General features: G+C 60.0%; 19 protein-coding genes and 3 pseudogenes. 8 read left to right on the top strand and 14 right to left on the bottom strand.

Going from position 1 to position 23,728, the window contains the following annotated elements:
• Positions 1–41: 41 nt before the first annotated feature.
• Genes ACIOZM_RS21195 through ACIOZM_RS21170 form a run of 6 tightly spaced genes read right to left on the bottom strand, consistent with a single transcriptional unit; the run spans position 42 to position 4,275 of the window.
• Positions 42–1,721 (bottom strand): AMP-binding protein, encoded by a 1,680-nt coding sequence (locus ACIOZM_RS21195; protein ID WP_401216829.1) that lies wholly within the window; start codon positions 1,719–1,721, stop codon positions 42–44.
• Positions 1,718–2,263: a hypothetical protein gene (locus ACIOZM_RS21190; RefSeq protein ID WP_401216827.1), complete on the bottom strand. Its 546-nt coding sequence runs from the start codon at positions 2,261–2,263 to the stop codon at positions 1,718–1,720. Before ACIOZM_RS21190 ends, ACIOZM_RS21195 begins: the two co-directional genes overlap by 4 nt.
• A complete protein-coding gene (locus ACIOZM_RS21185; RefSeq protein WP_007947135.1) occupies positions 2,260–2,514 on the bottom strand; it encodes an acyl carrier protein in 255 nt (84 codons plus the stop codon). The genes ACIOZM_RS21190 and ACIOZM_RS21185 overlap by 4 nt, the downstream gene beginning before the upstream one ends.
• Before the next feature lie 9 nt (positions 2,515–2,523).
• Positions 2,524–2,784 (bottom strand): phosphopantetheine-binding protein, encoded by a 261-nt coding sequence (locus ACIOZM_RS21180; protein WP_401216826.1) that lies wholly within the window; start codon positions 2,782–2,784, stop codon positions 2,524–2,526.
• Positions 2,765–3,574 (bottom strand): lysophospholipid acyltransferase family protein, encoded by an 810-nt coding sequence (locus tag ACIOZM_RS21175; protein WP_401216824.1) that lies wholly within the window; start codon positions 3,572–3,574, stop codon positions 2,765–2,767. The genes ACIOZM_RS21180 and ACIOZM_RS21175 overlap by 20 nt, the downstream gene beginning before the upstream one ends.
• Positions 3,550–4,275 (bottom strand): beta-ketoacyl synthase chain length factor, encoded by a 726-nt coding sequence (locus ACIOZM_RS21170; RefSeq protein WP_401216823.1) that lies wholly within the window; start codon positions 4,273–4,275, stop codon positions 3,550–3,552. Before ACIOZM_RS21170 ends, ACIOZM_RS21175 begins: the two co-directional genes overlap by 25 nt.
• A gap of 354 nt (positions 4,276–4,629) precedes the next feature.
• Here ACIOZM_RS21170 and ACIOZM_RS21165 point away from each other — a divergent pair, with 354 nt between their 5' ends.
• A complete protein-coding gene (locus ACIOZM_RS21165; protein WP_102355587.1) occupies positions 4,630–5,400 on the top strand; it encodes a ParA family protein in 771 nt (256 codons plus the stop codon).
• 132 nt (positions 5,401–5,532) lie between these two features.
• Here ACIOZM_RS21165 and trxC read toward each other — a convergent pair whose 3' ends face one another.
• Positions 5,533–5,967, bottom strand: coding sequence for a thioredoxin TrxC (gene trxC, locus ACIOZM_RS21160; RefSeq protein ID WP_401216821.1), 435 nt, complete (start codon positions 5,965–5,967; stop codon positions 5,533–5,535).
• Between the two features lie 194 nt (positions 5,968–6,161).
• Here trxC and ACIOZM_RS21155 point away from each other — a divergent pair, with 194 nt between their 5' ends.
• From ACIOZM_RS21155 to ACIOZM_RS21145, 3 genes are all read left to right on the top strand, one after another.
• Positions 6,162–6,458 carry a type II toxin-antitoxin system HigB family toxin gene (locus tag ACIOZM_RS21155; RefSeq protein ID WP_401216820.1) on the top strand — a complete coding sequence of 99 codons (297 nt, stop codon included), beginning with the start codon at positions 6,162–6,164 and terminating at the stop codon, positions 6,456–6,458.
• The gene (locus ACIOZM_RS21150; protein WP_401216818.1) at positions 6,455–6,856 is read left to right on the top strand and encodes a type II toxin-antitoxin system HigA family antitoxin; all 402 of its coding nucleotides are present in this window, start codon (positions 6,455–6,457) and stop codon (positions 6,854–6,856) included. The genes ACIOZM_RS21155 and ACIOZM_RS21150 overlap by 4 nt, the downstream gene beginning before the upstream one ends.
• Before the next feature lie 103 nt (positions 6,857–6,959).
• The gene (locus ACIOZM_RS21145; RefSeq protein WP_401216816.1) at positions 6,960–7,415 is read left to right on the top strand and encodes a hypothetical protein; all 456 of its coding nucleotides are present in this window, start codon (positions 6,960–6,962) and stop codon (positions 7,413–7,415) included.
• Positions 7,416–7,464: 49 nt separating this feature from the next.
• Here ACIOZM_RS21145 and selO read toward each other — a convergent pair whose 3' ends face one another.
• The 5 genes and pseudogenes from selO to ACIOZM_RS21120 all read right to left on the bottom strand — a co-directional run.
• Positions 7,465–8,928 (bottom strand): protein adenylyltransferase SelO, encoded by a 1,464-nt coding sequence (selO, locus tag ACIOZM_RS21140; RefSeq protein ID WP_401216814.1) that lies wholly within the window; start codon positions 8,926–8,928, stop codon positions 7,465–7,467.
• A 48-nt stretch (positions 8,929–8,976) separates the two neighbouring features.
• Positions 8,977–12,330: a mechanosensitive channel MscK gene (gene mscK / locus ACIOZM_RS21135; RefSeq protein WP_401216813.1), complete on the bottom strand. Its 3,354-nt coding sequence runs from the start codon at positions 12,328–12,330 to the stop codon at positions 8,977–8,979.
• A gap of 34 nt (positions 12,331–12,364) precedes the next feature.
• Positions 12,365–14,107 carry a potassium/proton antiporter gene (locus ACIOZM_RS21130; RefSeq protein ID WP_401216811.1) on the bottom strand — a complete coding sequence of 581 codons (1,743 nt, stop codon included), beginning with the start codon at positions 14,105–14,107 and terminating at the stop codon, positions 12,365–12,367.
• Positions 14,108–14,428: 321 nt separating this feature from the next.
• Positions 14,429–15,028: pseudogene (locus ACIOZM_RS21125) on the bottom strand (methyl-accepting chemotaxis protein); the annotation flags it as partial.
• Positions 15,029–15,331: 303 nt separating this feature from the next.
• Positions 15,332–15,988: pseudogene (locus tag ACIOZM_RS21120) on the bottom strand (MCP four helix bundle domain-containing protein); the annotation flags it as partial.
• A 343-nt stretch (positions 15,989–16,331) separates the two neighbouring features.
• On the opposite strand from ACIOZM_RS21120, the gene ACIOZM_RS21115 reads away from it, so the two are divergent.
• The 4 genes and pseudogenes from ACIOZM_RS21115 (at position 16,332) to ACIOZM_RS21100 (ending at position 18,899) form a co-directional block, all read left to right on the top strand.
• Positions 16,332–16,562: a hypothetical protein gene (locus ACIOZM_RS21115; RefSeq protein WP_401216810.1), complete on the top strand. Its 231-nt coding sequence runs from the start codon at positions 16,332–16,334 to the stop codon at positions 16,560–16,562.
• Positions 16,559–16,861: a cell division protein ZapA gene (locus ACIOZM_RS21110; RefSeq protein WP_401216808.1), complete on the top strand. Its 303-nt coding sequence runs from the start codon at positions 16,559–16,561 to the stop codon at positions 16,859–16,861. The genes ACIOZM_RS21115 and ACIOZM_RS21110 overlap by 4 nt, the downstream gene beginning before the upstream one ends.
• A 100-nt stretch (positions 16,862–16,961) precedes the next feature.
• Positions 16,962–18,032: pseudogene (locus ACIOZM_RS21105) on the top strand (cache domain-containing protein); the annotation flags it as partial.
• 21 nt (positions 18,033–18,053) lie between these two features.
• On the top strand, positions 18,054–18,899 hold the full coding sequence (locus ACIOZM_RS21100) for a methyl-accepting chemotaxis protein (RefSeq protein WP_401216867.1): 846 nt from the start codon (positions 18,054–18,056) through the stop codon (positions 18,897–18,899).
• Between the two features lie 119 nt (positions 18,900–19,018).
• On the opposite strand, the gene ACIOZM_RS21095 is transcribed toward ACIOZM_RS21100, so the two are convergent.
• A complete protein-coding gene (locus tag ACIOZM_RS21095; protein ID WP_401216806.1) occupies positions 19,019–20,821 on the bottom strand; it encodes an acyl-CoA dehydrogenase in 1,803 nt (600 codons plus the stop codon).
• Between the two features lie 258 nt (positions 20,822–21,079).
• On the bottom strand, positions 21,080–23,728 hold a 2,649-nt coding region (gene putA, locus ACIOZM_RS21090; RefSeq protein ID WP_401216805.1), incomplete at its 5' end, for a bifunctional proline dehydrogenase/L-glutamate gamma-semialdehyde dehydrogenase PutA.

The raw sequence follows: 23,728 nt of genomic DNA, 5'->3' as shown, positions 1-23,728 counted from the left end.
AGCGAGCCTGCTCGCGATTGAGTGCGCAGCACTCATTAATGTTATGCATGAGCAGTCTCCAGCAGGATTCGGCCACTGGAGCAGGTCGCGGTGTCGTTGCGGTAGGTGAAATACAGCTTGCCGCGTGACGGCTCAAAACGCAGGTGCAACTGGATTTCATTCCCTGGGCGTACCAGACGCTGGAACTTCAGCACTTCCATGCCGGCGAACGCGCCGCTCAGGTTCAGCACCTGCCGGCCGAGGTTCAGCGCCCACTCCACTTGCACCACACCCGGCAACACCGGGGCTTTGGGGAAGTGGCCGCTGAAGTAGGCGAGGTCTGGCGGCACGGTCAGTTGCAGGTTCCATTCGCCATCGGTTTGCGTCTGCTCCAGCACTTCTGGGGCTTTCGGGCGCGGTGCCAGCAGCAGCGCTTCGACTTCGGCCTGCGGCAGCTTGCCTTGGCTGTTCAGCGGCAGTTGTCGCAGCAGGCGCCAGCGCCGGGGCAGGGCGAGGGCTTCGCAATGCTCGCGCAAATGTTGACGCAGGGTTTCGGTCAAGTGGCGACGGCCATGCTCGCGCAGGGCAAAGAGGCCGCTTTCACTGAGCACCAGCAATGCACCGAGCGACGCACGGTTTTCCTGCACCACACCCAGACGCGTTTCGGCGACCCAGTCGTGGGTCATCAACGCCTGTTCGAGCATCGGCAGGGAAATACGCTTTTCTTCGAGTTTGACGATTCGGTCCAGCCGCCCAAGCAATTCGAAGCGGCCATCAGCGGCGATGCGTGCGGCATCGGCGGTGTGTTCGACATGTCCGGCAGGCAGATAAGGCGAAGCGATCAGCAGGGCACCGTCGCTGTCCTGAGTCAGTTCGACGTCGGCAAACGGCTGCCACAGGTCCTGACCCTGACGCCAGGCAATGCCGCCGGTTTCAGAACTGCCGAGGATCTCGGTCGGCCACTGGTGCAAACGCTGATGCAGGCTTTGTGCGGCATCAGTCGGCAGCGCGCCGCCGGAGGAAAACACCCGACGCACGGCGCGCAGGGCCGGCCAGTCAAGGTTGTCGCCCATGCGTTTGAGCAGCGCCGGGCTGGCGATCCAGGCGAACGCCGAGTGCTCGCGGCTGGCGCGCTGCAGGTCTTCCGGGAAGGCCAGTTGCTTGCGCACGAACGGGCGCCCGGCGCACAAGGGCCAGAGCACGCGGAACAGCAAGCCGTAAATATGTTGGGTCGCAACGCTGCCGATGATGCAGGCCTCACCGAGGTCGGCGCCCCACAACTGTTCCAGTGCTTCGACTTCGTTGGCCAGTTGGCGCAGGGTCTTGTCGATGCGCTTGGGTTCGCCGCTGGAACCGGAAGTACAGAGGCTCAGGCGGCACTGGTCGAGGTCAAGTTCTGCAGCGGCCAGAGGCGATTGATACAACGCTGTCGGTTGCTCGTCGCTGGTTTGATCGGTCAGCCACAGATCGACGTCGCCCGACCAGCGCTGGCGGGTCTGCGGTTGCAAGTCCGAAGGCAACAAAACACTGACCCCGGCGCGCCAGGCACCAAGCAGGGCGACGGCGAGTTCGGCCGCATCTTCCAGATGCACCGCCATGCGCTGCACGCCCCGGGCTTGCAGGCCGGCGGCGAAGCTCAATGCCTGTTCACACAGTTGCGCGTGATCAAGTGCCGGTTCGCGGGTAATTGCGCGAGCCGGCGATGCCTTGAGCAGCAGTTGCTCAAGCTTTATCCAATTCATGGGCGACCTCTTACCCTTTGTCGTATCAGCCATTCAATGGCAAACATCAGGCCGATCAATCCGTAGGAGATCAGCCCGGTGTACAACATCCACCAGTTCAGCGGCGCCCACAGAGTCAGGAGCGCGGCGCATAAACCGTTGCAGAAGAAAAACACACTCCAGGCCACGGTGACCTGACGGGTGTAACGAATCGCCTTTTGCGGCAGTTGCGGCTCACGCAGTCGCGCCAGACGTTCGGCCATCGGCGGGCCGAATTTCAGGCTCAGGCCGAACAGCGCCAGCATGAAGCCGCTGATCAGCACCGGATACCAGCGCAACAGCAACGGACTATCGAACACTGCCAGCAACAGGCAGAAGGCGATGGCGACTACCGCCATCCACAGGCTGCCGGGTTTGCGCTCGCCGGTCAGCGCCCGCGCCAGCCACAGGCTGCCGAGCAGCAAGCCGAACTGCCACGGGGCAAAATGCTCCATGCCGAAATACACCGCAAAGGGGTACAGCAGGCCCGCCAGCAGCAGGCCGAGGCCGATCAATCGGCTCATGCGGCCGGTTGAACCAGACGGTAGACCGCCTCGACCACGTCGCTGACGGTGCGCACCGACTTGAACTCTTCGGCGGCGATTTTCTTGCCGGTCTGGCGTTTGATGTGATCGATCAGGTCGACTGCGTCGATGCTGTCGATTTCCAGATCCTGATACAGGTTCGATTCCAGACTCACACGGGCCGGATCGAGTTCGAACAGCTCGACCAGCGCATCACGCAGGGTGTTGAAGATATCGTCACGAGTTTGCATGGTCCGGTCTCAAGCTGCCTGTTTTGCCGTGACGAAGGCCGCAAGGCTCGCCACGTTGGTGAAATGGTTACGGGTATCTTTGGCATCGGCGTCGATCTTGATGCCGTATTTTTTCTGGATCGCCAGACCCAGTTCCAGCGCATCGACCGAATCCAGGCCGAGGCCTTCGCCGAACAGGGTCTGGTCGTCGCCGATGTCGTCGCCGCTGATGTCTTCGAGGCCCAGGGCGTCGATGATCAACGCTTTAATGTCACGATTCAGATCGCTCATCTTCGGCGAGCTCCTTAATAAAGTAAGAGTGCAAATAATCGTTGAGCTTGCGCGAAGCCTGCGGTGCAGGGCCTTGCGCGGCAAAGGTCTGTGGATCTATATCGGCACCGACGCGAAAACTGAAATGCACGCGGCGCATTGGAATGCGATACCACGGCTCGGCCTTGGTCAAAGTGGTCGGGCTGACCTTGATCACCACTGGGGTGAGGATCTTCGCACCGCGCAGGGCTATTGCTGCCGCCCCCCGATGAAAGGCCGGCGCCTGCCCCGGCTGGGTGCGGGTGCCTTCCGGGAAAATGATCAGGGTCTGGCCGGTTTTCAGTGCATCGGCGGCGGCATCGAGCATGTCCATGCTGCCGTCGTTGCTGATGTATTGGGTACGGCGCAACGGGCCACGGGTGAAGGGGTTTTCCCACAGGCTTTTTTTCACCACGCAATTGGCGTGGCGTACCAGACCGATCAGAAACACCACGTCGATCAGCGACGGGTGGTTGGCAATGATCATCTGCCCCGGGCGACCCAGGCGTTCGGCACCCTGAATGTCGTAGGTCAGCACACCAGTGCGGGCCATGAACCGCACGAAAAACCAGAACAGCCGACTGACGGTCTGTCGCGCTCGTTGCCGATGTACCTGCGCGTCACCGGGCAGACAAGCCAGCAGCGGAAATACCAGCACGCGCAGGCACAGTCCGCCTAGCCCGAACAGGGCGAAGCTTGCGGCGGTGGCCAGCAGGCGCCAGTAGTAGGCGTCGCGGTTTTTAACGGCTACGGGTTGCGTTGCCAGGTCCATACACGATTTTTCCAGGCATGTTGGCAAAGGGTTTGCTGGCCGAGCAGGGCGCGCAACAGATTCAGCGCGTGGGGCCATTGAGCTTTTGACAGTGCTTCTGTTGTGCTGTTCAGGGTCAGCCGCCAGTCGGTACCCGGCGTCAGCAGCAGGCCGACCGCGTAGGGGAAGGGCACGTCGTCGATCCACGTCGAATAGGCTTGGGGCGGTTGTTCTTCGGTGATCACCAGCAACACGGCGGGTGCGCCTTCGTTGAGCAGCGCGGCGGCCTCCAGCATGCCGTTTTCCAGGCCATCGCCGGCAGCAGCGAGGGCGGTCATTTCGCTGGTTTCACCGCGCATGATCGACCACAGACCGATGATCGCGTTGTGCACCGACAGGCTGAACTGGGTCGGTGACAACGGCTGTTCGGCGGCCAGATCGCTGAGGATGTCGAAGGTGCGCGGGGTTTCACCGTGCCGGGAGACGAACACCAGCGGCAAATTCTCGCGCCCCTCGGCCAATGGCCAGCCGACACTGAAGGCCATCCGCGCCAGACGGCTCAAGCGTCGGCGTTGCATGGCCGGGAGGAACGACACATCGGGCGCGGCATCACTGCTCTGGAGCGCGACCGGTTGTCGGCTCCAGGCCTGCCAGGCGTCCACGCTGTCGAGCCCGGGGGCCCACGCGCGCCATTGGGCGATGTTGAAGTTGATCACGGACATTTATCCCGCCCCTGCGGGCTTGTTTGACGCGGTGAATGGTCAAAGCCACGGCTGGCTTGACGTAGCGCACAGCGCCGGGTGGCGCGCATTATCGCGGTGCAAGGTGTGTGTAGCAAATGCTGGTTACGTTTTGCGCAATGAAATGTACCGAGTGGTTCGCAGAAAAACTGTCACTTGGCCATTATCCAGATTGTCACGCGTCTGTCTGTCGGGAATCTCGACGCTCGATAGCCGTTTTTACCCTGCCGTCCCTCGGAAATAACCAATGACGCTGTAGTCCGTGTCCGCGGAGGTAGCGAAGCGAAGCCGCACGCATCTACACTCGGTCATTCTTTGATACACGGAGGTTTTGTCATGCGGCGCGTGGTGTTCAATCAGAAAGGTGGCGTAGGCAAATCAAGCATTGCCTGCAATCTGGCGGCGGTCAGCGCCAGCGAGGGTTATCGCACGCTGTTGGTGGATCTCGATGCCCAGGCCAATTCCACGCAGTATCTGACGGGGCTCACGGGTGATGACATACCGATGGGCATTGCCGATTTCTTCAAGCAAACCCTGTCTTCCGGGCCGTTCTCCAAGAAGAATCAGGCCGATATCTACGAAACGCCCTTCGACAACCTGCACATCATTACCGCCACCGCCGAGTTGGCTGACTTGCAGCCCAAGCTTGAGGCCAAGCACAAGATCAACAAACTGCGGAAGTTGCTCGACGAGTTGAGCGAAGATTACGACCGCATCTACCTCGATACTCCGCCAGCGCTGAACTTTTACGCGGTGTCTGCGTTGATCGCCGCTGATCGTGTGCTGATCCCCTTTGATTGCGACAGCTTCTCGCGTCAGGCCCTTTATGGCCTGCTGGCAGAAATCGAAGAATTGAAGGAAGACCACAACGAAGGTCTGGAAGTTGAAGGCATCGTGGTCAACCAGTTTCAGGCCCGGGCCAGTCTGCCGCAGCAGATTCTTGATGAGTTGATCGCCGAAGGGTTGCCGGTGCTGCCGGTGTACCTGACCAGTTCGGTACGCATGCGTGAGTCGCATCAGGCAAATACCCCGCTGATCCACCTCGATCCACGGCACAAGCTGACGCAGCAGTTCGTCGAACTGCACAACCTGCTCGAAGACGCCTGATCACCCGAGATACACACAAGTCCCCTGTAGGAGTGAGCCTGCTCGCGATGCCGTCCGTCCATTCAACAATCGAGTTGACTGACAGGACGCCATCGCGAGCAGGCTCACTCCTACATTGGGTTTTCAGGCGTGTCAGATGCCTTGGCTACGCAGCCACGCCATCAACTGCGGCAACGGAAACGCTCCGCTCTGCCGCGCCACTTCCCGGCCGTTCTTGAACAGAATCAGGCTCGGAATCGAGCGAATCCCCAACTGCGCCGACAACTGCTGATTGGCCTCGCTATCCAGCTTGGCCAGACGGCACTTGCCCGCCAGCTGCTCGGCCGCCTGCTCAAACACCGGCGCAAACGACTTGCACGGCCCGCACCACTCCGCCCACACATCCACCAACAGCGGCAGATCACCCTTGATCTGACTGGCGTAGTCGCCTTGCTTGAGTTCAAACGGTTTGTTCAGCAGCACCTCGGCTTTGCAGCGCCCGCACTTGGGCTGATCACCGAGACGCTCGGCGGGGATGCGGTTGAGACCGTTGCAGTGGGGGCAGGGGATGAGGAGTGGATTGGTCATGAGCGAAGTCCAGAAGAGAGCAGATAACACCTACTTGGAGACGTTTGCTCATATTTTCAATCGTGCAGGCATCGACATTGAACCTAGGCTGAGACACACCGAGCGAGCCCGTTGGTCTGTCAGGTGTTATCGCAAGTTGCGATAATTTTGATCTGTGATTAACTTTCCATAGCAGAATGCGATAAGGATGTTGCATGCATGTGTTTAGCGAAAAACCCATTCGAGAGGCCAAGGAGCAATGGCCGCAGGTAGCAAGCGCCTTGGCGCAGTGGTTTCGTTTGGCAAAAAGGAGCTGCCCCAAGGACTTTTCGGCGATGAAGTCGATCTTTCCGGCGACCGACAAGGTTGGTGAGTTTCATGTTTTCGATATTGGTGGCAACAAGCTGAGGTTGATCGCTTTTGTCAGTTATCGCTCTCAGACGCTCTACATAAAGCATGTGTTGGGTCACCGGGAGTATGAGCGTGGAAAATGGAGGGAAGGAAAGGTATGAGTATTTTGATCAAGACTGTTGCCGAGCATTGGGAGTTTGTCTCACCTTTGCTTCGAAAACCGAAGAGTGAAGAGGACTACGATTCTCTGGTACGGGCAGTCGACGAGATCCTGGAGATCACTGGTGATGATGAAGCGCATCCATTGATGAGTCTGGTAGAGATCATCGGTGACTGGGTTGAGGAGTGGGATCACACCCACCATCCTATGGCCGAGGCGAGTGGCGAAGAGGTTCTCGGCTACATGATGCGCGAACATGGTCTGACCCAGAGCGACTTGCCGGGTGTCGGAACTCAATCAGTCGTTTCGGAAATTTTGAATGGCAAGCGCAAGCTCAACTTGCGCCAGATTTGCTGGTTGGCTGAGCGCTTCAAAGTGCCCGTGGATGTCTTCATCTAAAAAGGCTGCGGCGTGTGCAGCCAACGCCATGGCAGGTACGCTCTGGTAGGATTGCGTGCGGCTTTTTCGGCCGACGCTGTCAATTTAAAGGGATTTTACTGTTATGAGTCACGCCAACGAGGCCGCTGCGGTCACGGATTCCACGCCTTACAAGGACGCGGGCATGAGTTGCGGGCATTGCAGCTACACGCTCAAACCTACCTATCACCAAGCGTTCGAGCTGGTTAAGTTGCAACCTATCAACTGTTATCAGTGCAGTTCGGATCTGCTGCTCGATGAAGCTGATCGCGAGGTGTTGGACAAAAAACTGCAAACCGCCACTCGCATCGGCAAATTGGCTGTGCTGATTCTGGGGCCGTATTTCGTGATCAGCATGCTCACGGTTCTCTATTTCAGTTTCTTTGCCAAACCACCATTCCCGGGGTTCACCGGGGTGTTGTTCGGCGGCGGGTTAGTGATCGGTTTCCTCCTCAAGAGCGCCTCGACCGACAGCACTGAACGCAATTTTGTTTTGTTCAAGAACGGCGAACAGCCTGCTGAACCGACGCAGGCTGCCTGAGTCATTGACGGTGTGGCACTTGTGATGAATGTTCAGGTGCCATGACGCCTCACGACGAACAACTGATCTCCAGATGCTTGCCCCACTCCGGTGGACGCTCGGCATAACCTTCCATTCCCGGCTGTTCCTCGAATGGCTTGCTCAACACTGCATGCAGGCGACGTACCTCTGAGTAGTCGCCTTGTTCAGCCGCATCGATCGCTTTTTGCGCCAGATAATTACGCAGGATGTACAGCGGATTGACCGCGTGCATCCGCGCGCGGCGTTGTTCTTGATCGGTGTCGCCATCGCGGGTAACCCGGGCAACGTAGCGCTCGCCCCAGGCATCGAAACCTTTGATATCGACGAAGTCGTCGCGCAGGCGTCTGACGGCCTGTTCGGCTGACTCGTCGCCCAGGCGGCGGAAGAACAGCGTGTAGTCGACGCCACTGTTTTGCATCAGTTGCAGCAGTTCTTCCAGCAGTTTCTGGTCGTCGTCTTCGGCGCATGTGAAGCCGAGGCGGCGGCGCATCAGGTCGAGGTAATGAGCCTGGAACAATGGCAGGTACAAGCCCAGGGCTTCGCGCAGGGCATCGACGCTGATGAACGGCGTCAGGGCCTGAGCGAGGGCGCTGAGGTTCCATTGGCCGATGGGCACCTGATTGCTGAATGAATAGCGGCCCTGATCGTCGGAGTGGTTGCAGATGAAGTTGGCGTCGAAATCATCGAGGAAGGCGAACGGGCCGAAGTCGAAGGTGATGCCGAGGATCGACATGTTGTCGGTGTTCATCACGCCGTGGCAGAAACCATAGGCCTGCCATTTGGCGATCAGTTCGGCATTGCGTTCGACGATTTCGCGGAACATCGCCAGATACGGTTCCGGCTGTTCCAGGCACTCGGGGAAGTGCATCGCCAGTACGTGCTCGCCGAGTTGCTTCTGCTGCTCGGGGCGCTTGGTGTAGTAGAAATATTCGAAGTGACCGAAGCGCACGTGGCTCGGCGCCAGACGCAGCACCATCGCCGCGCGTTCCTGCTTCTCGCGCCAGACCGGTGTGTCGGAGCCGATCACGCACAAGGCGCGGGATGATGGGATGTTCAGCGCGTACAGCGCTTCGGAGGCGAGGAATTCGCGGATCGACGAACGCAACACCGCGCGACCATCTCCCATGCGCGAAAACGGTGTCTGGCCGGCGCCCTTGAGGTGCAAGTCCCAGTGCTCGCCGGCCTCGTTGTAGGCCTCGCCCAACAGCAGGCCGCGACCATCACCGAGTTGCGGCGTGTAACCGCCGAACTGATGCCCGGAATAGATCATCGCTCGCGGTTCGGCATCGGCCCACAGCTTGTGGCCGCCAAACAGTTCGGCGAATTCCTGGGTGTCGGCAGTCGTTGGGTCGAGGTCGAGCAGTGCCATGGCCGCAGGGCTCGATACCACCAAACGCGGATTGTCGATTGGCTCGGGCAGCACGTGGGCGGAGAACGCATCGCCGAGGCGGGCGAAGCGATTGTCGAAGGTCAGTTCGTCGAGGGCTTTCACGGGCCGGCTCCAGCAGAATGTCCGAGCATTCTGCTGGGATCAGGCCGGTTAGTCGAGCTTGGCGGGCGGCGGCCCTTGCAGCGGTTTTTGCTCGCCGTCGGCCGGGGCGATGGTTTTGTTTTCCGCTTCGACCGGCACCAACTTGTATTCCTGGCCGTGCAGGTTCTTCAGATAAACCTCCATCTGCCGGAACGAGATGTTGATGTGGTGGTTCTTGAACTCGCGGTTGATGAAGCGGTTGACCTCGTCGAGTACCGGGTTGCGGTCACCGAGATCGCGTACGTGCATGCGCAGTTCGTGGTCGAGGGTGCTTTCGCCGAAGTTGAGGAAATACACGTGCGGCTCAGGCTCTTTGAGGACCCGTGGGTTGTCCCGTGCAGCCTTGAGCAGCAGCTCTTTCACCAGATCCAGATCGGAGCCGTAATCCACGCCGAGTTTGAGTGTGACCCGGGTGATGGTGTCGGTCAGCGACCAGTTGATCAGTTGCCCGGTGATGAACGTCTTGTTCGGGACAATGATGTCTTTGCGGTCGAAGTCGGTGATGGTCGTCGCACGGATGCGGATCTTGCTCACTGTGCCCGAGAGGTTGCCGATGGTGATGGTGTCACCGATCCGTACCGGGCGCTCGAACAGGATCATGATGCCGGAGATGAAGTTGGCGAAGATCTCCTGCATACCGAAACCGAGGCCGACCGACAGCGCCGCCACCAGCCATTGCAACTTGTCCCAACTGACGCCAAGGGTCGACAGGGTCGAGACAAAACCGACGCCGGCAATCACGTAGGACAGCAGCGTAGTGGTGGCGTAGGCACTGCCCTGAGCCAGATTGAGTTTCGACAGCACGAACACTTCAAGCAGACCGGGCAGGTTGCGCGCCAGAGCGAAGGTGATGCCGATGATGATCAGTGCGCCGAGCATGTCGCCGATGCTGATCGGCACCATGCTCATGTTGGCGCCGGTGCCGCTGGTGTATTCGTAGAGGGTGATGTTGTCGAGGTACGAGAATACCGAGATCAGGTCCGACCAGACCCAGTACAGCGCAGCGATGAAACCGCCGAGCAGGGCCAGTCGAATCAGGCGCAACGACTGTTCGTTGACCTTTTCGATGTCCAGCGTCGGCTCTTCGATCACCGCTTCGCCGTCGCCGGCCTCTTTCGCTGCCTGACGTTTGGCCAAGGCGCGCTGGTAGGCCAGACGCCGTGCCGCAACCGACAGACCACGGACGAAGGTGGCTTCGATCACCAGCCAAAACATCAGCAGGTACAGAGTGTTGATCAAGCGGTCGCTGAGTTTCAGCGCGGTGTAGTAGTAGCCGAAGCACACCGCGACGAACAGGGCGATGGGCAGCAGGGTGAACATCACCCCGACTGCCTTGCGGAACAGTGACGTGTTTTCGTGGGCCGGGCTGCTGATCAGCAGACGGCTCAGCAGCCACGCCATCAATGCATAGCAGGTCAACACCACCGGCATGCCGAGCACGTCGTCGGCCAGCGCGGCGGGTTGCAGTTCGGCAACCGCAACGATGGTCACCAGCGCCATGACCACCAGCCCGAGGCGGCGTATCCAGCCCTGAAGGAATTCGACCTGCGGCTTTTCCCAGCGGAAATGCAGTTCCGCCACGCCACCCGGCGCGAGAATCCGGTAAGCCGTATAGAACACCAGCCAAGCCTGACCCATTTGCAACAGCGCCGCGCCCATGTTGGCGTTCTGTCCTCGGGCGTCGATCTGCAAGGCCAGACCGCACAGCGCGAGACCCAGCGCTACCGGCATCGCCAGCAGAATATTGATCAGGATCGCCTGCGGCGTGTGCCACTGGCTGTCGCGTTTGAAGTGGCCGATGTCCTGGTGAACCTTGTTCAGGCGCGAATACAGTTGTTTGCGGCGCCACAGCAATGCACCGATCAGCAACGCCAGCGGCAGGAACAGCAGCGGTCGCTGGGTCAGGCCGTCAGTCAGTTCGCTCAGGCTTGAAGCCCATGGCAGGGTGTCGATCTGGCGCTTGAGGCGCTCCGGCACGCTGCGCATCCACTCAATGTCCAGCGGCTTGTTGCTGGGAATCCAGAACATCTGCTCATCGAGGGTCGCGCGCAGGCTCTGCGCAGTGCTCAGCAGTTGTTTCTGGTTGAGTTGCAGGGTGATCGATTCGTTGAGCACCGCGCTGAGTTCGCGGTTCAGCCGTTCCAGCAGATCGGCGCGGGTATTGGCCAGGTCCAGCAGGCTTTTGCGCAACTGTGGAGTGACTTGCTCCGGTGGCTGAGTGGCCAGCAGATTGTCGACGTAGGCTGCCGGGTTACTCAGCAGTTCGCGTTGCTGGCTGACTTCAAACTGATACAGACGAATGTCGGCGATCTGATCCGCCAGATCGCGGTCGACCTTGAGTCGTGGCAGCGCCTGCTTCTGTTTGTAGAGAATCTTCGACAGCAACAAGCTGCCCTTGAGCACGTTGATCTGCTCGTCGAGGGCCGAGTCGCTTTGGGTCAGGCTATCGAGTTGCTGTTTGGTCTGCAGGTTCTGCTGAGTGACTTCGTTGAGGCGGTCGGTGCTTTTCAGCAAGTAGTCCGAGAGCTTGAGGTTGGCCGTGCTTTCGCTGGCGAGCAGGCTGCTGCCGCCGGACTTCTGCGCTTCGATCGACTGCTGGGTAACGGTTTCCTGCGACTGCGCCAGACGCTTCTGGTTGATCAGGGTTTGCAGTTCCTGAATCTCGCGGTCAAGGCGGTCGGATTTCTCCGAGAGCAGGTCATGCTGGCTGTTGCCCAGATCCTGCAACTGGCTGTTGCCGGCCAGCTCCTGACGACGCAGCGGGATCAGCGCATTCAGCGCCGCCAGTTCTGCGTTCAACTGGTCACGCTGCTCGGCGCTGACGGTTTTGCCAGCGTCCTTGCCGGACTTGAGGATGTTGTTGATCTGCTGGATGCGCGTCTGGCTGGCGGAAATTTCCGCTTGGGCACGCTCGGGACGGGTCTGGGCGGTAATGATCAGACTATTGGCATCCCCCAGTGCTTTTTGCAGATCGGTTTGCTGGGTCGAGCGATCCGTGAGGATCTGTTCCAGCTGCGAGATCGATTCCTTGGGGAAGCGCTGCGTCATCGGCACTACGGCGGAGGCTTTGAGCCGGGCCAGTTCGCGGGTGTTCTCGATGGTCTGTCTTGGCGCATTGGCCAGTTGCTGCTTGAGATCGATCAGCTTCTGTTCGTAATCACGCTGATTGTTCAGTTGATTGAGCGTGTTCTGCAGGATGGTTTGCAGGGTCTTCTTGTCGGCATCCGGCAGTTTGCTGTCGGCGAGCTTGTCCAGCCTCGCCTGCACGGCGTCGCTGGACGGCGGTTCGGCAGCGTAAAGCGGGCTGGCGGAAAGACACAGGCCCAGCAGGGCCGCGGCGAAAAAGGAGCGCAGGGTAGGCATAGAGACCGGTCAAGCAAGTGATAGTGGACGCAGTTTAGAGGAAGAGCCCGGGGCCCGGGCGACTTCCTTCGGGGAATCTGACGCCCACTTTGCCGATCTTGTTCCCGTCCATGACCGCAACGGTCCAATGGGTGTTGTTCCACTCGACCTGGTCGCCGACGATTGGCGCACCGCCGACCTTCTGTGCGATGAAGTGGCCCAGAGTCATGTCCGGATCAATGCCCTCGGCCGGCAACCCGTACAGGGCCGCAACCGCTTTGAGCTGGGCGTCTCCTTCGAGTACGAAGTCGCCGAAGAAACGCAGATCGAGACCGCGTTGTGGGGCCTGGCTGAACAGCTTTCCGAGGGCCGGCAAGTTGTGTTCATGGCCGATAACACAGAGTAAATCGTCAACTTCCAGCACCGTACTACCCGACGGATGGAGCAGTTGCTGGCCACGAAACAGCGCGGCGATGCGCGTGCCTTCGGGCATTTTCAGTTCACGCAGGGGTGAGCCGATGCACCATTTCTCGGCGCCGAGCTTGTAAACGAACAGCTCCCACTCGCTGGTGACGTGAACTTCCAGCGCCGCCCGGGAAATCGGCGCGGGTTCCGGCGGCACGGTCACCTTGAGCAACTTGGCGACCCACGGCAGGCTTGTGCCCTGCACCAGCAGCGACACCAGCACGATGAAGAACGCGAGGTTGAAGTACAGCTGCGCGTTCGGCAGCCCGGCCATCAGCGGGAACACCGCCAGAATGATCGGGACCGCGCCGCGCAGGCCGACCCAGGAAATAAAGGCTTTCTCACGACCGTGGAAGGCCTTGAACGGCAGCAGCCCGACCACCACTGACAGCGGTCGCGCAAACAGAATCATCCACAGCGCCAGCCCAAGTGCGGGCAGGGCGATTGGCAGCAGATCATGCGGGGTAACCAGCAGCCCCAGCACCAGGAACATGCCGATCTGTGCCAGCCAAGCCATGCCATCGAGCATGTGCAGAATGCCGTGACGGCTGCGCACCGGACGGTTGCCGATCACCAGACCGCACAGGTAAACGGCGAGGAAGCCGCTGCCGTGCAAGGCGTTAGTCAGGGCGAACACCACAAGACCGCCGGCGATCACCAGAATCGGGTACAGACCGTTGGCCAGATTGATCCGGTTGACCAGTTGCAGCATCAGCCAGCCGCCGCCGAGACCGATGATGCCGCCGATACCGAATTCACGGATCAGGTGCGTCAGCAGGCTCCAGTGCAAACCGGTTTGACCGCTGGCGAGCATGTCGATCAGGGTCACGGTGAGGAACACCGCCATCGGGTCGTTGCTGCCGGACTCGATTTCCAGGCTGGCGGTCACCCGTTCGTTGAGGCCTTTGCCGCCAAGCAGCGAGAACACCGCCGCGGCGTCCGTCGAGCCGACGATGGCGCCGATCAGCAGGCCTTGAATCATGTTCAGGTCGAACAGCCACGCGGCGGCCATGCCGGTCAGCCCGGTGGTGATCAACACCCCGACCGTCGCCAGCGACAGCGCCGGCCATAACGCCACGCGGAAACTCGAGACGCGGGTGCGCAAACCGCCGTCGAGCAGGATCACCGCGAGTGCGAGGTTGCCGACCAGGTAGGCCGTTGGATAGTTATCGAAAATGATGCCGCCGCCATCAACCCCGGCGGCCATGCCGACGGCGAGAATGATCACCAGAATCGGGATGCCGAGGCGTGACGAAAGTGAGCTCACCAGAATGCTTGCACCTACCAGCAACGCGCCGATCAAGAACAGGCTGTTGATGGTCGTCGCATTCAAAGGCAGTACTCCAGAAGCGTAAAGACGGGCACAAACTGACCATGCAGTCTGCGTGCCAGCGATTCTAACCTGTTGAAATGTGATGCTGTCAAAAAGGTTTTTACGTTGGCATCACATTAGTCGCGCGACAGCTGATCTGTGTTGGTATGGGGGACATTTGTGGCGAGGGGATTTATCCCCTTTCGGCGGCGCAGCCGTCGTGAAACCGGCGTGTGCAGTTCTTCAGATGAAACTGCATACGCCGTCTTTGGGGCTGCTGCGCAGCCCAACGGGGATAAATCCCCTCGCCACGGAGTGATTACTCACTCAGAGGAAGTTGGGTTACAGGCTGAACCGCCCAACCATGTTGTTCAGATCCAGCGCCAATCGCGACAGCTCGTTACTCGCCGCGCTGGTCTGATTCGCCCCGGTCGCCGATTGCACCGACAAATCACGAATGTTCACCAGATTGCGGTCCACTTCACGGGCGACTTGCGCCTGTTCTTCGGCGGCGCTGGCGATTACCAGATTGCGTTCGTTGATCTCGACGATGGCTGTGTTGATGGTGTCCAGCGAAATCCCGGCACCGCGTGCGATGTTCAGGGTCGACTCGGCGCGTTCGGTGCTGTTGCGCATCGAATCCACGGCGTGTTCGGTGCCGCTCTGAATGCTGCCGATCATCCGTTCGATTTCACTGGTCGACTGCTGAGTGCGATGCGCCAGGGCACGTACTTCGTCGGCCACCACGGCGAACCCACGACCGGCTTCACCGGCGCGCGCGGCTTCGATGGCGGCGTTGAGCGCCAGCAGGTTGGTCTGATCGGCCAGGCCACGGATCACGTCCAGCACCTTGCCGATGTCACGGGATTCGTTGGCCAGATCGCCGATCAGCGTCGCGGTGCTCTGCACGTCGGCGCTCATGCGTTCGATGGCGCTGACGGTTTCCTGCACCAGATCACGGCCATCGCCGGCCGAGGTGGTGGCGTTTTTCGAGGCTTCCGAAGTGCTCACCGCATTGCGTGCGACTTCTTCAACAGCGCTGGTCATTTCGTTGACCGCGGTGGCGGCCTGTTCGATTTCGTTATTCTGCTGAGTCAGGCCGCGGGCGCTTTCGTCGGTGACGCTGTTCAGCTCTTCGGCTGCCGACGCAAGTTGCGTGGCCGAGCCGGAAATGCGCTGCAAGGTGTCGCGCAGTTTCGATTGCATCTTGGCCATGGCCGCCAGCAGGCGTCCGGCTTCGTCGCTGCCATCAACATGGATTGGCTGGGTCAGGTTGCCTTCGGCAATGGTTTCCGCCGCATCCAAGGCTTTGGCAATCGGCTTGGTGATGCTGGTGGTCAGCAACCACGCGAACAAAAAGGTCAGGCCGGTGGCGATCACCAGCAGGCTGACCACCAGATTGAACGCCGAACCATACTGATCAGCGGCTTGCTCGTTAGTGTCGCTGATCTGTTGGCCGTTAATCTGCATCAGGCTGTTGAGAACAGCGTTCATCGCTTCAGAGTTGTTCAGCAACTCGGTGTTGAGCAGGGTGCGCAGCTCATCCACCTGGTTGTTGCGCGACAGGCTTTTCATCCGGTCTTCGATCTGGCGGTACTGGCTTAGCAACTGCACGTATTGATCGTAGGCTGCACGTTCTTTCGGAGTGCTGATCAGTGGCTCGTAATCGCTCTGAGCCTTGCGGATCTGTTGGTTGCGCATGTCCAGCAATTCAACGGTTTTCTGTTGTACGTCCGCTTCGCGATTGACCAGCAAACGATAGGACAGCACGCGCAAGCGCAGCGTCAGTTGGGTGAACTCGTCGAGGGCCTTGATGCTCGGCACGCTGCTGGTGGTGATGTCCTCGGCGGCGCCGCGGATTTTGCTCATCTGATTCAAAGCGAAAACGCCGAGAATCAGCATCAAACCGCCGATCAGGGCGAAGCCGGTGAACGCCCGAGGGGCGATATTCATATTGCGAAGGGACATGTGCGGGTACCAGGAAGGGCCGCATCCATGCGGGCTGAAACTGCTGTATGGGTGACTTATCGGTCATACGACTAAAGTCTTGAGTCCGTGCGCGAATTTGTCGCATCGGGCCTTGAGCGACGAAGTGCAGGAACCAGATCGGCAGATCCGAGTCTTTAAGACTCGCAAGAACGGTCCGCCACCAGGAAAATCAAGGCCTTGCGCCGGTTTAACCCTGGCATCTGTGGTGACTTTTCTTTATCGTACGCGCCCTTTGAAAAACGCTTGGAAGATCAAAATGTTGGAAGCATCCCTCAGCCAATTGGAACAGCTCGTCAGCGACCTGGTGCAACAGAACCAGACCTTGCTGCAAACCAACCAGACCCTGTCCACGGAACTGGCCCAGGCCAAGGATGAAAACGAAAGCCTGCAACTGAACCTGATGGAGCAGGAAGAGAAGCACGGCGCTACCGCTGCGCGTATCCAGGCCTTGGTTGAACGCGTGACTGCAGGTCCTGTCAGCGCATGAACCACGGCACAGCAGGGGTAAAAGTCGTCTCGATTCTCGGGGAGGACTATTCGATCAAGGCGCCGGCCGGGGAAGAACAGACCCTGCTGGACGCCGCACTGATGCTCAAAGCCGCGTTGGCCGACACCAAAAGGAAATACCCGTCACTGATCGGTGATCGGCTGTTGGTATTGGCGGCGATGAATCTGTGCTCGCAGCAGATCGAAATGAAGAAGCAGCATCAGCAGGATCTCGAACGTTACCAAGAGCAAGTCAGCGCCACGGTCGAGACCATCGCCAAGACCATCAATCAGGGTTAATGGCTGTTGAGCACAACCAAAGAATAGATTGTCGATCAGGTTGTATACAATCGGCACGGCTGTTGCAGTGTTTCAGCCTCTTATTCTTTGGGGGTGCTCCATGCAGTTCTGGCGACGTAGTATTCAATGGCAACTGATCCTCGGCATGGGCACCGCTCTGCTGGTCAGTATTCTGATCGTGGTTGGCATTTATACCCTCGTGGTCAATCGTCTCGCCCAGAGCTATCTGGTCGAGCAGGCACTGCCGTCGAGCATCGAAGCGACGCGCAATGACATCGAACGAATCCTCGTTCAGCCGCTGACTGCCGCCAAAGACATCGCCAGCAATTCCATGGTTCGCAACTGGCTCGCCAGCGGTGAAGACAGTGGCCAAACGGCGGGCTTCGCGCAGTATCTGGAAGGCATCCGCGCCGAACACAAGGCTTTCACGGCGCTGATCATCGGCACCGAATCCAATCACTACATCACCGAAAAAGGCCTGGATCGCACCCTCAGTCGCGCCAAGCCGGCCGATGCCTGGTTCTATTCTTTCCTCGACAGCAATCAACCGCGAACCCTGAATATCGACAATGACGGGGCCACCGGAGAATTGGCGCTGTTCATCGATTTGAAGGTCGAGCAGGCCGGTAAAGTGGTGGGTGTCGCCGGTCTCGGGTTGAGCATGAAAGAGCTGTCGGAGCTGATCCACAACTTCAGCTTTGGTGAGCGCGGCAAGGTCTATCTCGTGCGTTCCGACGGTTTGATCCAGGTCCATCCTGAAGCACAGTTCAGTGGCAAACGCACCTTGACCGAGCAGATCGGCGCCAAAGCGGCGCAAGCGGTCATGGGTCAAAAAAATGCCGTGAACAGCGAGTTTCAACGTGATGGTGAGGACTTCCTCGCCTTTAGCCTGCCTTTGCGTGACCTCGGCTGGACCCTGGTGGCCGAAGTGCCACAGTCGCAGATTTACGCCGAAGCCCGTCGGGCGATGTGGATGAGCAGCGGCATCGGCCTCGCCGTGGCGCTGGTGTGCCTGGCGCTGGTGGTCTGGCTGGCTCAGGGGCTGGTACGACCGATTCGTCAGGTAACAGCCGCGTTGGTAGCCATCGGTAGCGGTGGGGGAGATTTGACCCACCGGTTAGATTCCAGCCGCGCCGATGAGCTGGGCGACCTCGCCCGGGGCTTCAACCGCTTCCTCGACAGTCAGCGCGGGATGATCGCCGAAGTGCTGACCACCAGCGAGCAACTGCGTACCGCCGTCGGGCAAGTGGCGAAAGTCGTGGAGAACACTGCCGAACGCTCGGGCCGCCAGCAGGAAATGACTGACATGGTCGCCACCGCCGTCCACGAGATGGGCCTGACCGTGCAGGAAATTGCGCAGAACGCTGGCAACGCGGCACTCGCCTCGCAAACCGCTCGTGATGAGGCAATGCAGGCGCGGGAAGTGGTCGGCGGTTCGATCCGGCATATCGAAAGCATGTCCGATGAAATCGGCGTCGCCGCCGGGGCGGTGGGTGAGTTGGCGCAGCAAGTGGCGTCGATTGATTCAGTGCTGGCGGTGATTCGCGGGGTATCCGAGCAGACCAATCTGCTGGCGCTGAACGCCGCGATTGAAGCGGCGCGCGCTGGCGACATGGGACGCGGTTTTGCCGTGGTCGCTGACGAGGTGCGTACCTTGGCGCGACGCACGCAGGCGTCTACCGACGAGATTCAGTTGATGATCGGCAGCCTCAAGCAAGGCGCAGAGAATGCGGTGTCATCGATGCGCACCGGGCAGGCTGCGACCGGTACTGGCGTCGAGTCGAGCCAGCGTACGGGTGCGTCGCTGACCGCGATTACCGGGCAGGTTGAACGCATCAGCGACATGAACCATCAGGTGGCGACGGCAACGGAAGAACAGTCGGCGGTGACCGAAGAGATCAACCGCAATGTGCAGGGTATTTCCGATCTGGCCCGGGCGACGGCGGGGGAGGTCAGGGCTTGTCGCGAGGATTGTCAGATGTTGCAGAAACTGGCGGATGATCTGGCGCGGCAGATGGGTGGGTTCAAGTTGAGCTGAGAGCTGTATCGCCTGAACTGACGCCATCGCGAGCAGGCTCACTCCTACAGGGGAACGCATTCCAAATGTAGGAGTGAGCCTGCTCGCGATTGGATTTCAGCCGCAAAACAGATCCCGGATCAGAACCACGCGTCCTGCATCGCCAGGCACGTATCATCCCTCGCCTCAAGCAACGCCAGTTCATGGTGGCAACCCGGCACTTCCCACGTCAGGAAATACCGCGCCGCCTGCAACTTGCCCTTATAGAAATCAGCATCCGCCGCACTGCCTCTGGCCAGCCCTTCTTCAGCGCGAATCGCCTGTTCCAGCCAGCGCCAGCCAATCACCGTGTGCCCGAACACCTTCAGGTACAGCGCCGAATTCGCCAGGCTGCTGTTGACCTTGCCCTGTGCCAGATCCGTCAGCAAACCAATGGTCACCACTTGCAGACGCGCCACCAGTTTCTCCAGCGGTTCGCGCATTGCGGTCAAGGATTCGTACGCCATTGCGCGCTCGGCCGTATCAGCAATCAGACGAATCAGTTGCTTGAGCCCCGCACCACCGTTCTGCGCCAGTTTGCGTCCGAGCAAGTCCAGCGACTGAATGCCGTGGGTGCCTTCGTGGATCGGGTTGAGGCGGTTGTCGCGGTAATACTGCTCCACCGGATATTCACGGGTGTAACCGTGGCCGCCAAGAATCTGGATCGCCAGCTCGTTGGCCTTCAGGCAGAACTCCGAGGGCCAGGATTTGACGATCGGTGTCAGCAAATCCAGCAGTTCATGCGCCTGTTTGCGTTCGGCTTCGGTTTCCAGGGTCGTGGTGTCATCGAACAAGCGGGCGGCGTACAGCCCGAGGTCAAATGAACCTTCGACGTAGGATTTCTGCGTCAGCAGCATGCGTCTGACGTCGGCGTGCTGAATGATCGCCACCGGCGCGGTGCTCGGGTCCTTGCTATCCGGCACCCGGCCTTGCGGGCGTTCGCGAGCGTACTCCAGCGAGTAGAGGTAACCGGCATAACCGAGCATCACTGAGCCCATGCCGACACCGATCCGTGCCTCGTTCATCATCTGGAACATGTAGCTCAAACCGTGATGCGGCTTGCCCACCAGATAGCCGACACACTCACCGTTATCGCCGAAGTTCAGCGCGGTGGAGGTGGTGCCGCGCCAGCCCATCTTGTGGAACAGACCCGCCAGCAGCACGTCATTGCGCTTGCCGAGACTGCCGTCATCGTTGACCAGAAACTTCGGCACGATGAACAGCGAAATGCCTTTCACCCCAGGTGGCGCGTCCGGCAGTTTGGCCAGAACCATGTGCACGATGTTTTCCGACAGCGGATGGTCGCCACCGGAGATGAAGATCTTGTTGCCCTTGAGGCGATAGCTGCCGTCGGACGCAGGCTCGGCGCGTGTACGAATATCCGACAGCGATGAACCGGCGTGGGGCTCGGTCAGGGCCATGGTGCCGAAGAAACGACCGTCAATCATCGGTTGCAGGAAGCGTTGCTTCTGCTCGTCGGTGCCAAAGCTTTCGATCAGGTTGGCCGCGCCCATGGTCAGGAACGGGTACGACGTCGATGCTGCGTTGGCCGACTGGAAGTGCGCGAAGCAGGCTTGGGACAGCAGGGTAGGCAATTGCATGCCGCCCGCGTCGAAACTGCGCGCAGCGTTGAGGAAGCCCGCCTCAAGGAACGCATCCACCGCCGGTTTCACTTCCGGAATCAGAATCGCCTTGCCGTCCTCGTAGCGTGGTTCGTTCTCGTCGCCCTTGCGGTTGTGCGGCGCGAAGTACTTTTCGGCGATGCTGCGGGCAGTGCCGATGGCTGCGTCGAAGGTCTCGCGATTGTGCTCGGCAAAGCGCTCACGCCGGGTCAGGCCCTCGGCATCAAGGACTTCATACAGCTCGAAAGCCAGATTGCGGGAACTGAGCAGCGTCTCGGACATGGCGGCCTACCTGAAATTGGGGTTGGGCCGAGTCTAAGGCGGGGGAATAGAGGCTGGATAGGATGATTGATAACGGTGATGTTGGGCCAGAGCACCGCCTTAACAAACACCACAAACCACTGTGGGAGCTGGCTTGCCAGCGATGGCGGCAGATCAGTCAACACTGAGGTGACTGACACATCGCTATCGCTGGCAAGCCAGCTCCCACAGGGATTGTTGCTATGCCGGGCACCTGTGCGGGTGCCCGGCTTATCGGGTTTAACCGATAGTCATCAGGCTGGCATTACCGCCGGCCGCAGCGGTGTTGACGCTCAATGCCCGCTCGATCACCAGACGCTCCAGCGCAATGTTGGTTTCGCCTTGGGACAGGCCCTGAACGCCGACAATCGCGCCAGCACGTTTGGCGATCTGCTGGCATACGCTGCGCAACTGGTCGGAATGGCCGTGATGCACAACGGCATCAAACACCACGTCGTCCTTGTTCCAGTCGGCAACCAGTTTGATCCGCGCCTGAATTTCCTTCGGCAAGCGTGCGAACAGTGCCTTGCTCAGGTCGGACTCCGGCCATACCGCCGAACCGCCTACAGCCAGGACCGCAGCCAGTTGCGTCAGCAGATCGCTTTCGACTTCAGCCAGGCACAACACATGTTCACGCGGCAGAATCGCGTAGCTGTTTTTCTCGCCGGTCGGGCCGGCCAGCACGCGGGTGATACCGCTTTGCGATTGTGCGGCGAACTGCGCGCACAGGGTACTCAGGTCAGCCAACTGATTGCTCTCGGCCCAGGCTTTCAGGGCGATCAGCGGCTTGCTCATGGCGTCGCGCAGACGAACGTCCGGCGCAACCACGGCATCACCGCGAGCGAAGGATTGTTCGATGGCATCGGTAGGACGAGTCGACAGCAAGCGGTACAGGTACAGCGGACCACCGGCCTTCGGACCAGTACCCGACAGACCTTCGCCGCCGAATGGCTGCACGCCGACCACGGCACCGACGATGTTGCGGTTGACGTAGACGTTACCGGCGTTGACGTTGTCGATCACCTTGGCGATGGTCTCGTCGATGCGGGTGTGCACGCCGAGGGTCAGGCCGTAACCGGATGCATTGATCTGCGCGATCAACTGGTCGATTTCTTTGCGCTTGTAGCGAACCACGTGCAGCACTGGACCGAAGATCTCGCGCTGCAGTTCGTCGAAGCTTTCCAGTTCGATCAGGGTCGGCATGACGAAGGTGCCGCGTTTGACTTCTTCGGTGTCGGCGATTGCCACCTGGTACACACTGCGACCTTTATCGCGCATGCCCTGGATGTGCTTGTCGATACCGGCCTTGGCTTCAGCGTCGATCACCGGGCCAATGTCCACGGACAGACGCTCCGGGTTGCCGAGCCGCGATTCTGCCATCGCACCTTTAAGCATTTCGATCACACGATCAGCGGAATCTTCCTGCAAGCACAGCACGCGCAGTGCCGAGCAACGCTGACCGGCGCTGTCGAACGCCGAGGACACTACGTCGATCACAACTTGTTCGGTCAGTGCCGACGAGTCGACGATCATCGCGTTCTGGCCACCGGTTTCGGCGATCAGCGGAATCGGACGGCCCTGGTTATCGAGGCGGCCAGCGATGTTGCGTTGCAGCAGACGGGCGACTTCGGTGGAACCGGTGAACATCACACCTTTGACGCGCTCGTCACCGACCAGACCGGCGCCGACGGTTTCACCGCGACCCGGCAGCAGTTGCAGCACGCCTTCGGGAATCCCGGCTTCGAGCAGCAGACGCACGGCCTGAGCAGCCACCAACGGCGTCTGTTCAGCCGGTTTGGCCAGTACCGGGTTACCGGCGGCCAGTGCGGCGGCAACTTGACCGCTGAAGATCGCCAGCGGGAAGTTCCACGGGCTGATGCAGACCACCGGGCCCAACGGGCGGTGGGCATCGTTGCTGAAATCGTTGCGTGCCTGCACCGCGTAATAACGCAGGAAGTCGACGGCTTCGCGAACTTCGGCGATGGCGTTGGCGAAGGTCTTGCCGGCTTCACGAGCCAGCAGGCCCATCAGCGGCTGGATCTCACCTTCCATCAGGTCAGCAGCGCGTTCCAGAATCGCGGCGCGTTCGGCTGGCGGGGTGGCCTGCCAGATCGGCGCGGCGTTCAGGGCGCACTGAATCGCGTTATCGACGTCTTCGACGGTGGCTTCTTGCACATGGCCGACCACATCGCGGTGATCCGCCGGGTTCAGCACCGGTGCCGGAGTTTCGGTGCTGGAAGCGCAACCGAGCATCGGCGCGGCTTTCCAGCTGTTGTGTGCGGTGGCCAGCAATGCGCAGGACAGCGAAGCCAGACGATGTTCGTTGGCCATGTCGATGCCGCTGGAGTTGGCGCGCTCGGCACCGTACAGGTCACGCGGCAGCGGAATGCGCGGGTGCGGCAGGCCGAAACCACCTTCCACGGTCGCCATCTGCTCGATCTGAGCTACTGGATCGGCTACCAATTCCTGGATCGAAATAGACTGGTCGGCGATGCGGTTGACGAACGAAGTGTTGGCGCCGTTTTCCAGCAGGCGACGAACCAGGTATGCCAGCAGGGTTTCGTGAGTGCCGACCGGAGCGTACACGCGGCACGGACGGTTCAGCTTGCCTTCGGAAACTTTGCCTACAACCTGCTCGTACAGTGGTTCGCCCATGCCGTGCAGGCACTGGAATTCGTACTGACCCGGGTAATAGTTCTGACCGGCAATATGGTAAATCGCCGACAGGGTATGGGCGTTGTGCGTGGCGAACTGCGGGTAGATGACTTCCGGCACCGACAGCAGTTTGCGCGCGCAAGCGATGTAGGAAACGTCGGTGTACACCTTGCGGGTGTAGACCGGGTAGCCTTCCAGGCCTTCGACCTGGGCGCGCTTGATTTCGCTGTCCCA

The organism is Pseudomonas sp. NPDC087346, from assembly GCF_044744235.1.
Classification (GTDB): Bacteria; Pseudomonadota; Gammaproteobacteria; order Pseudomonadales; family Pseudomonadaceae; genus Aquipseudomonas.
This window is presented reverse-complemented; position numbering and strand designations above follow the sequence as displayed.

Bases quoted from the DNA above. Each gene is read 5' to 3' on its own strand.
- ACIOZM_RS21170 (WP_401216823.1), bottom strand. From the start codon at position 4,275: ATGTCCGTGATCAACTTCAACATCGCCCAATGGCGCGCGTGGGCCCCC.
- ACIOZM_RS21150 (WP_401216818.1), top strand. From the start codon at position 6,455: ATGAGTATTTTGATCAAGACTGTTGCCGAGCATTGGGAGTTTGTCTCA.
- ACIOZM_RS21195 (WP_401216829.1), bottom strand. From the start codon at position 1,721: ATGAATTGGATAAAGCTTGAGCAACTGCTGCTCAAGGCATCGCCGGCT.
- ACIOZM_RS21175 (WP_401216824.1), bottom strand. From the start codon at position 3,574: ATGGACCTGGCAACGCAACCCGTAGCCGTTAAAAACCGCGACGCCTAC.
- trxC (WP_401216821.1), bottom strand. From the start codon at position 5,967: ATGACCAATCCACTCCTCATCCCCTGCCCCCACTGCAACGGTCTCAAC.
- mscK (WP_401216813.1), bottom strand. From the start codon at position 12,330: ATGCCTACCCTGCGCTCCTTTTTCGCCGCGGCCCTGCTGGGCCTGTGT.
- ACIOZM_RS21095 (WP_401216806.1), bottom strand. From the start codon at position 20,821: ATGTCCGAGACGCTGCTCAGTTCCCGCAATCTGGCTTTCGAGCTGTAT.
- ACIOZM_RS21190 (WP_401216827.1), bottom strand. From the start codon at position 2,263: ATGAGCCGATTGATCGGCCTCGGCCTGCTGCTGGCGGGCCTGCTGTAC.
- ACIOZM_RS21110 (WP_401216808.1), top strand. From the start codon at position 16,559: ATGAACCACGGCACAGCAGGGGTAAAAGTCGTCTCGATTCTCGGGGAG.
- ACIOZM_RS21155 (WP_401216820.1), top strand. From the start codon at position 6,162: ATGCATGTGTTTAGCGAAAAACCCATTCGAGAGGCCAAGGAGCAATGG.
- ACIOZM_RS21115 (WP_401216810.1), top strand. From the start codon at position 16,332: ATGTTGGAAGCATCCCTCAGCCAATTGGAACAGCTCGTCAGCGACCTG.
- ACIOZM_RS21145 (WP_401216816.1), top strand. From the start codon at position 6,960: ATGAGTCACGCCAACGAGGCCGCTGCGGTCACGGATTCCACGCCTTAC.
- ACIOZM_RS21165 (WP_102355587.1), top strand. From the start codon at position 4,630: ATGCGGCGCGTGGTGTTCAATCAGAAAGGTGGCGTAGGCAAATCAAGC.
- ACIOZM_RS21185 (WP_007947135.1), bottom strand. From the start codon at position 2,514: ATGCAAACTCGTGACGATATCTTCAACACCCTGCGTGATGCGCTGGTC.
- ACIOZM_RS21100 (WP_401216867.1), top strand. From the start codon at position 18,054: ATGATCGCCGAAGTGCTGACCACCAGCGAGCAACTGCGTACCGCCGTC.
- ACIOZM_RS21180 (WP_401216826.1), bottom strand. From the start codon at position 2,784: ATGAGCGATCTGAATCGTGACATTAAAGCGTTGATCATCGACGCCCTG.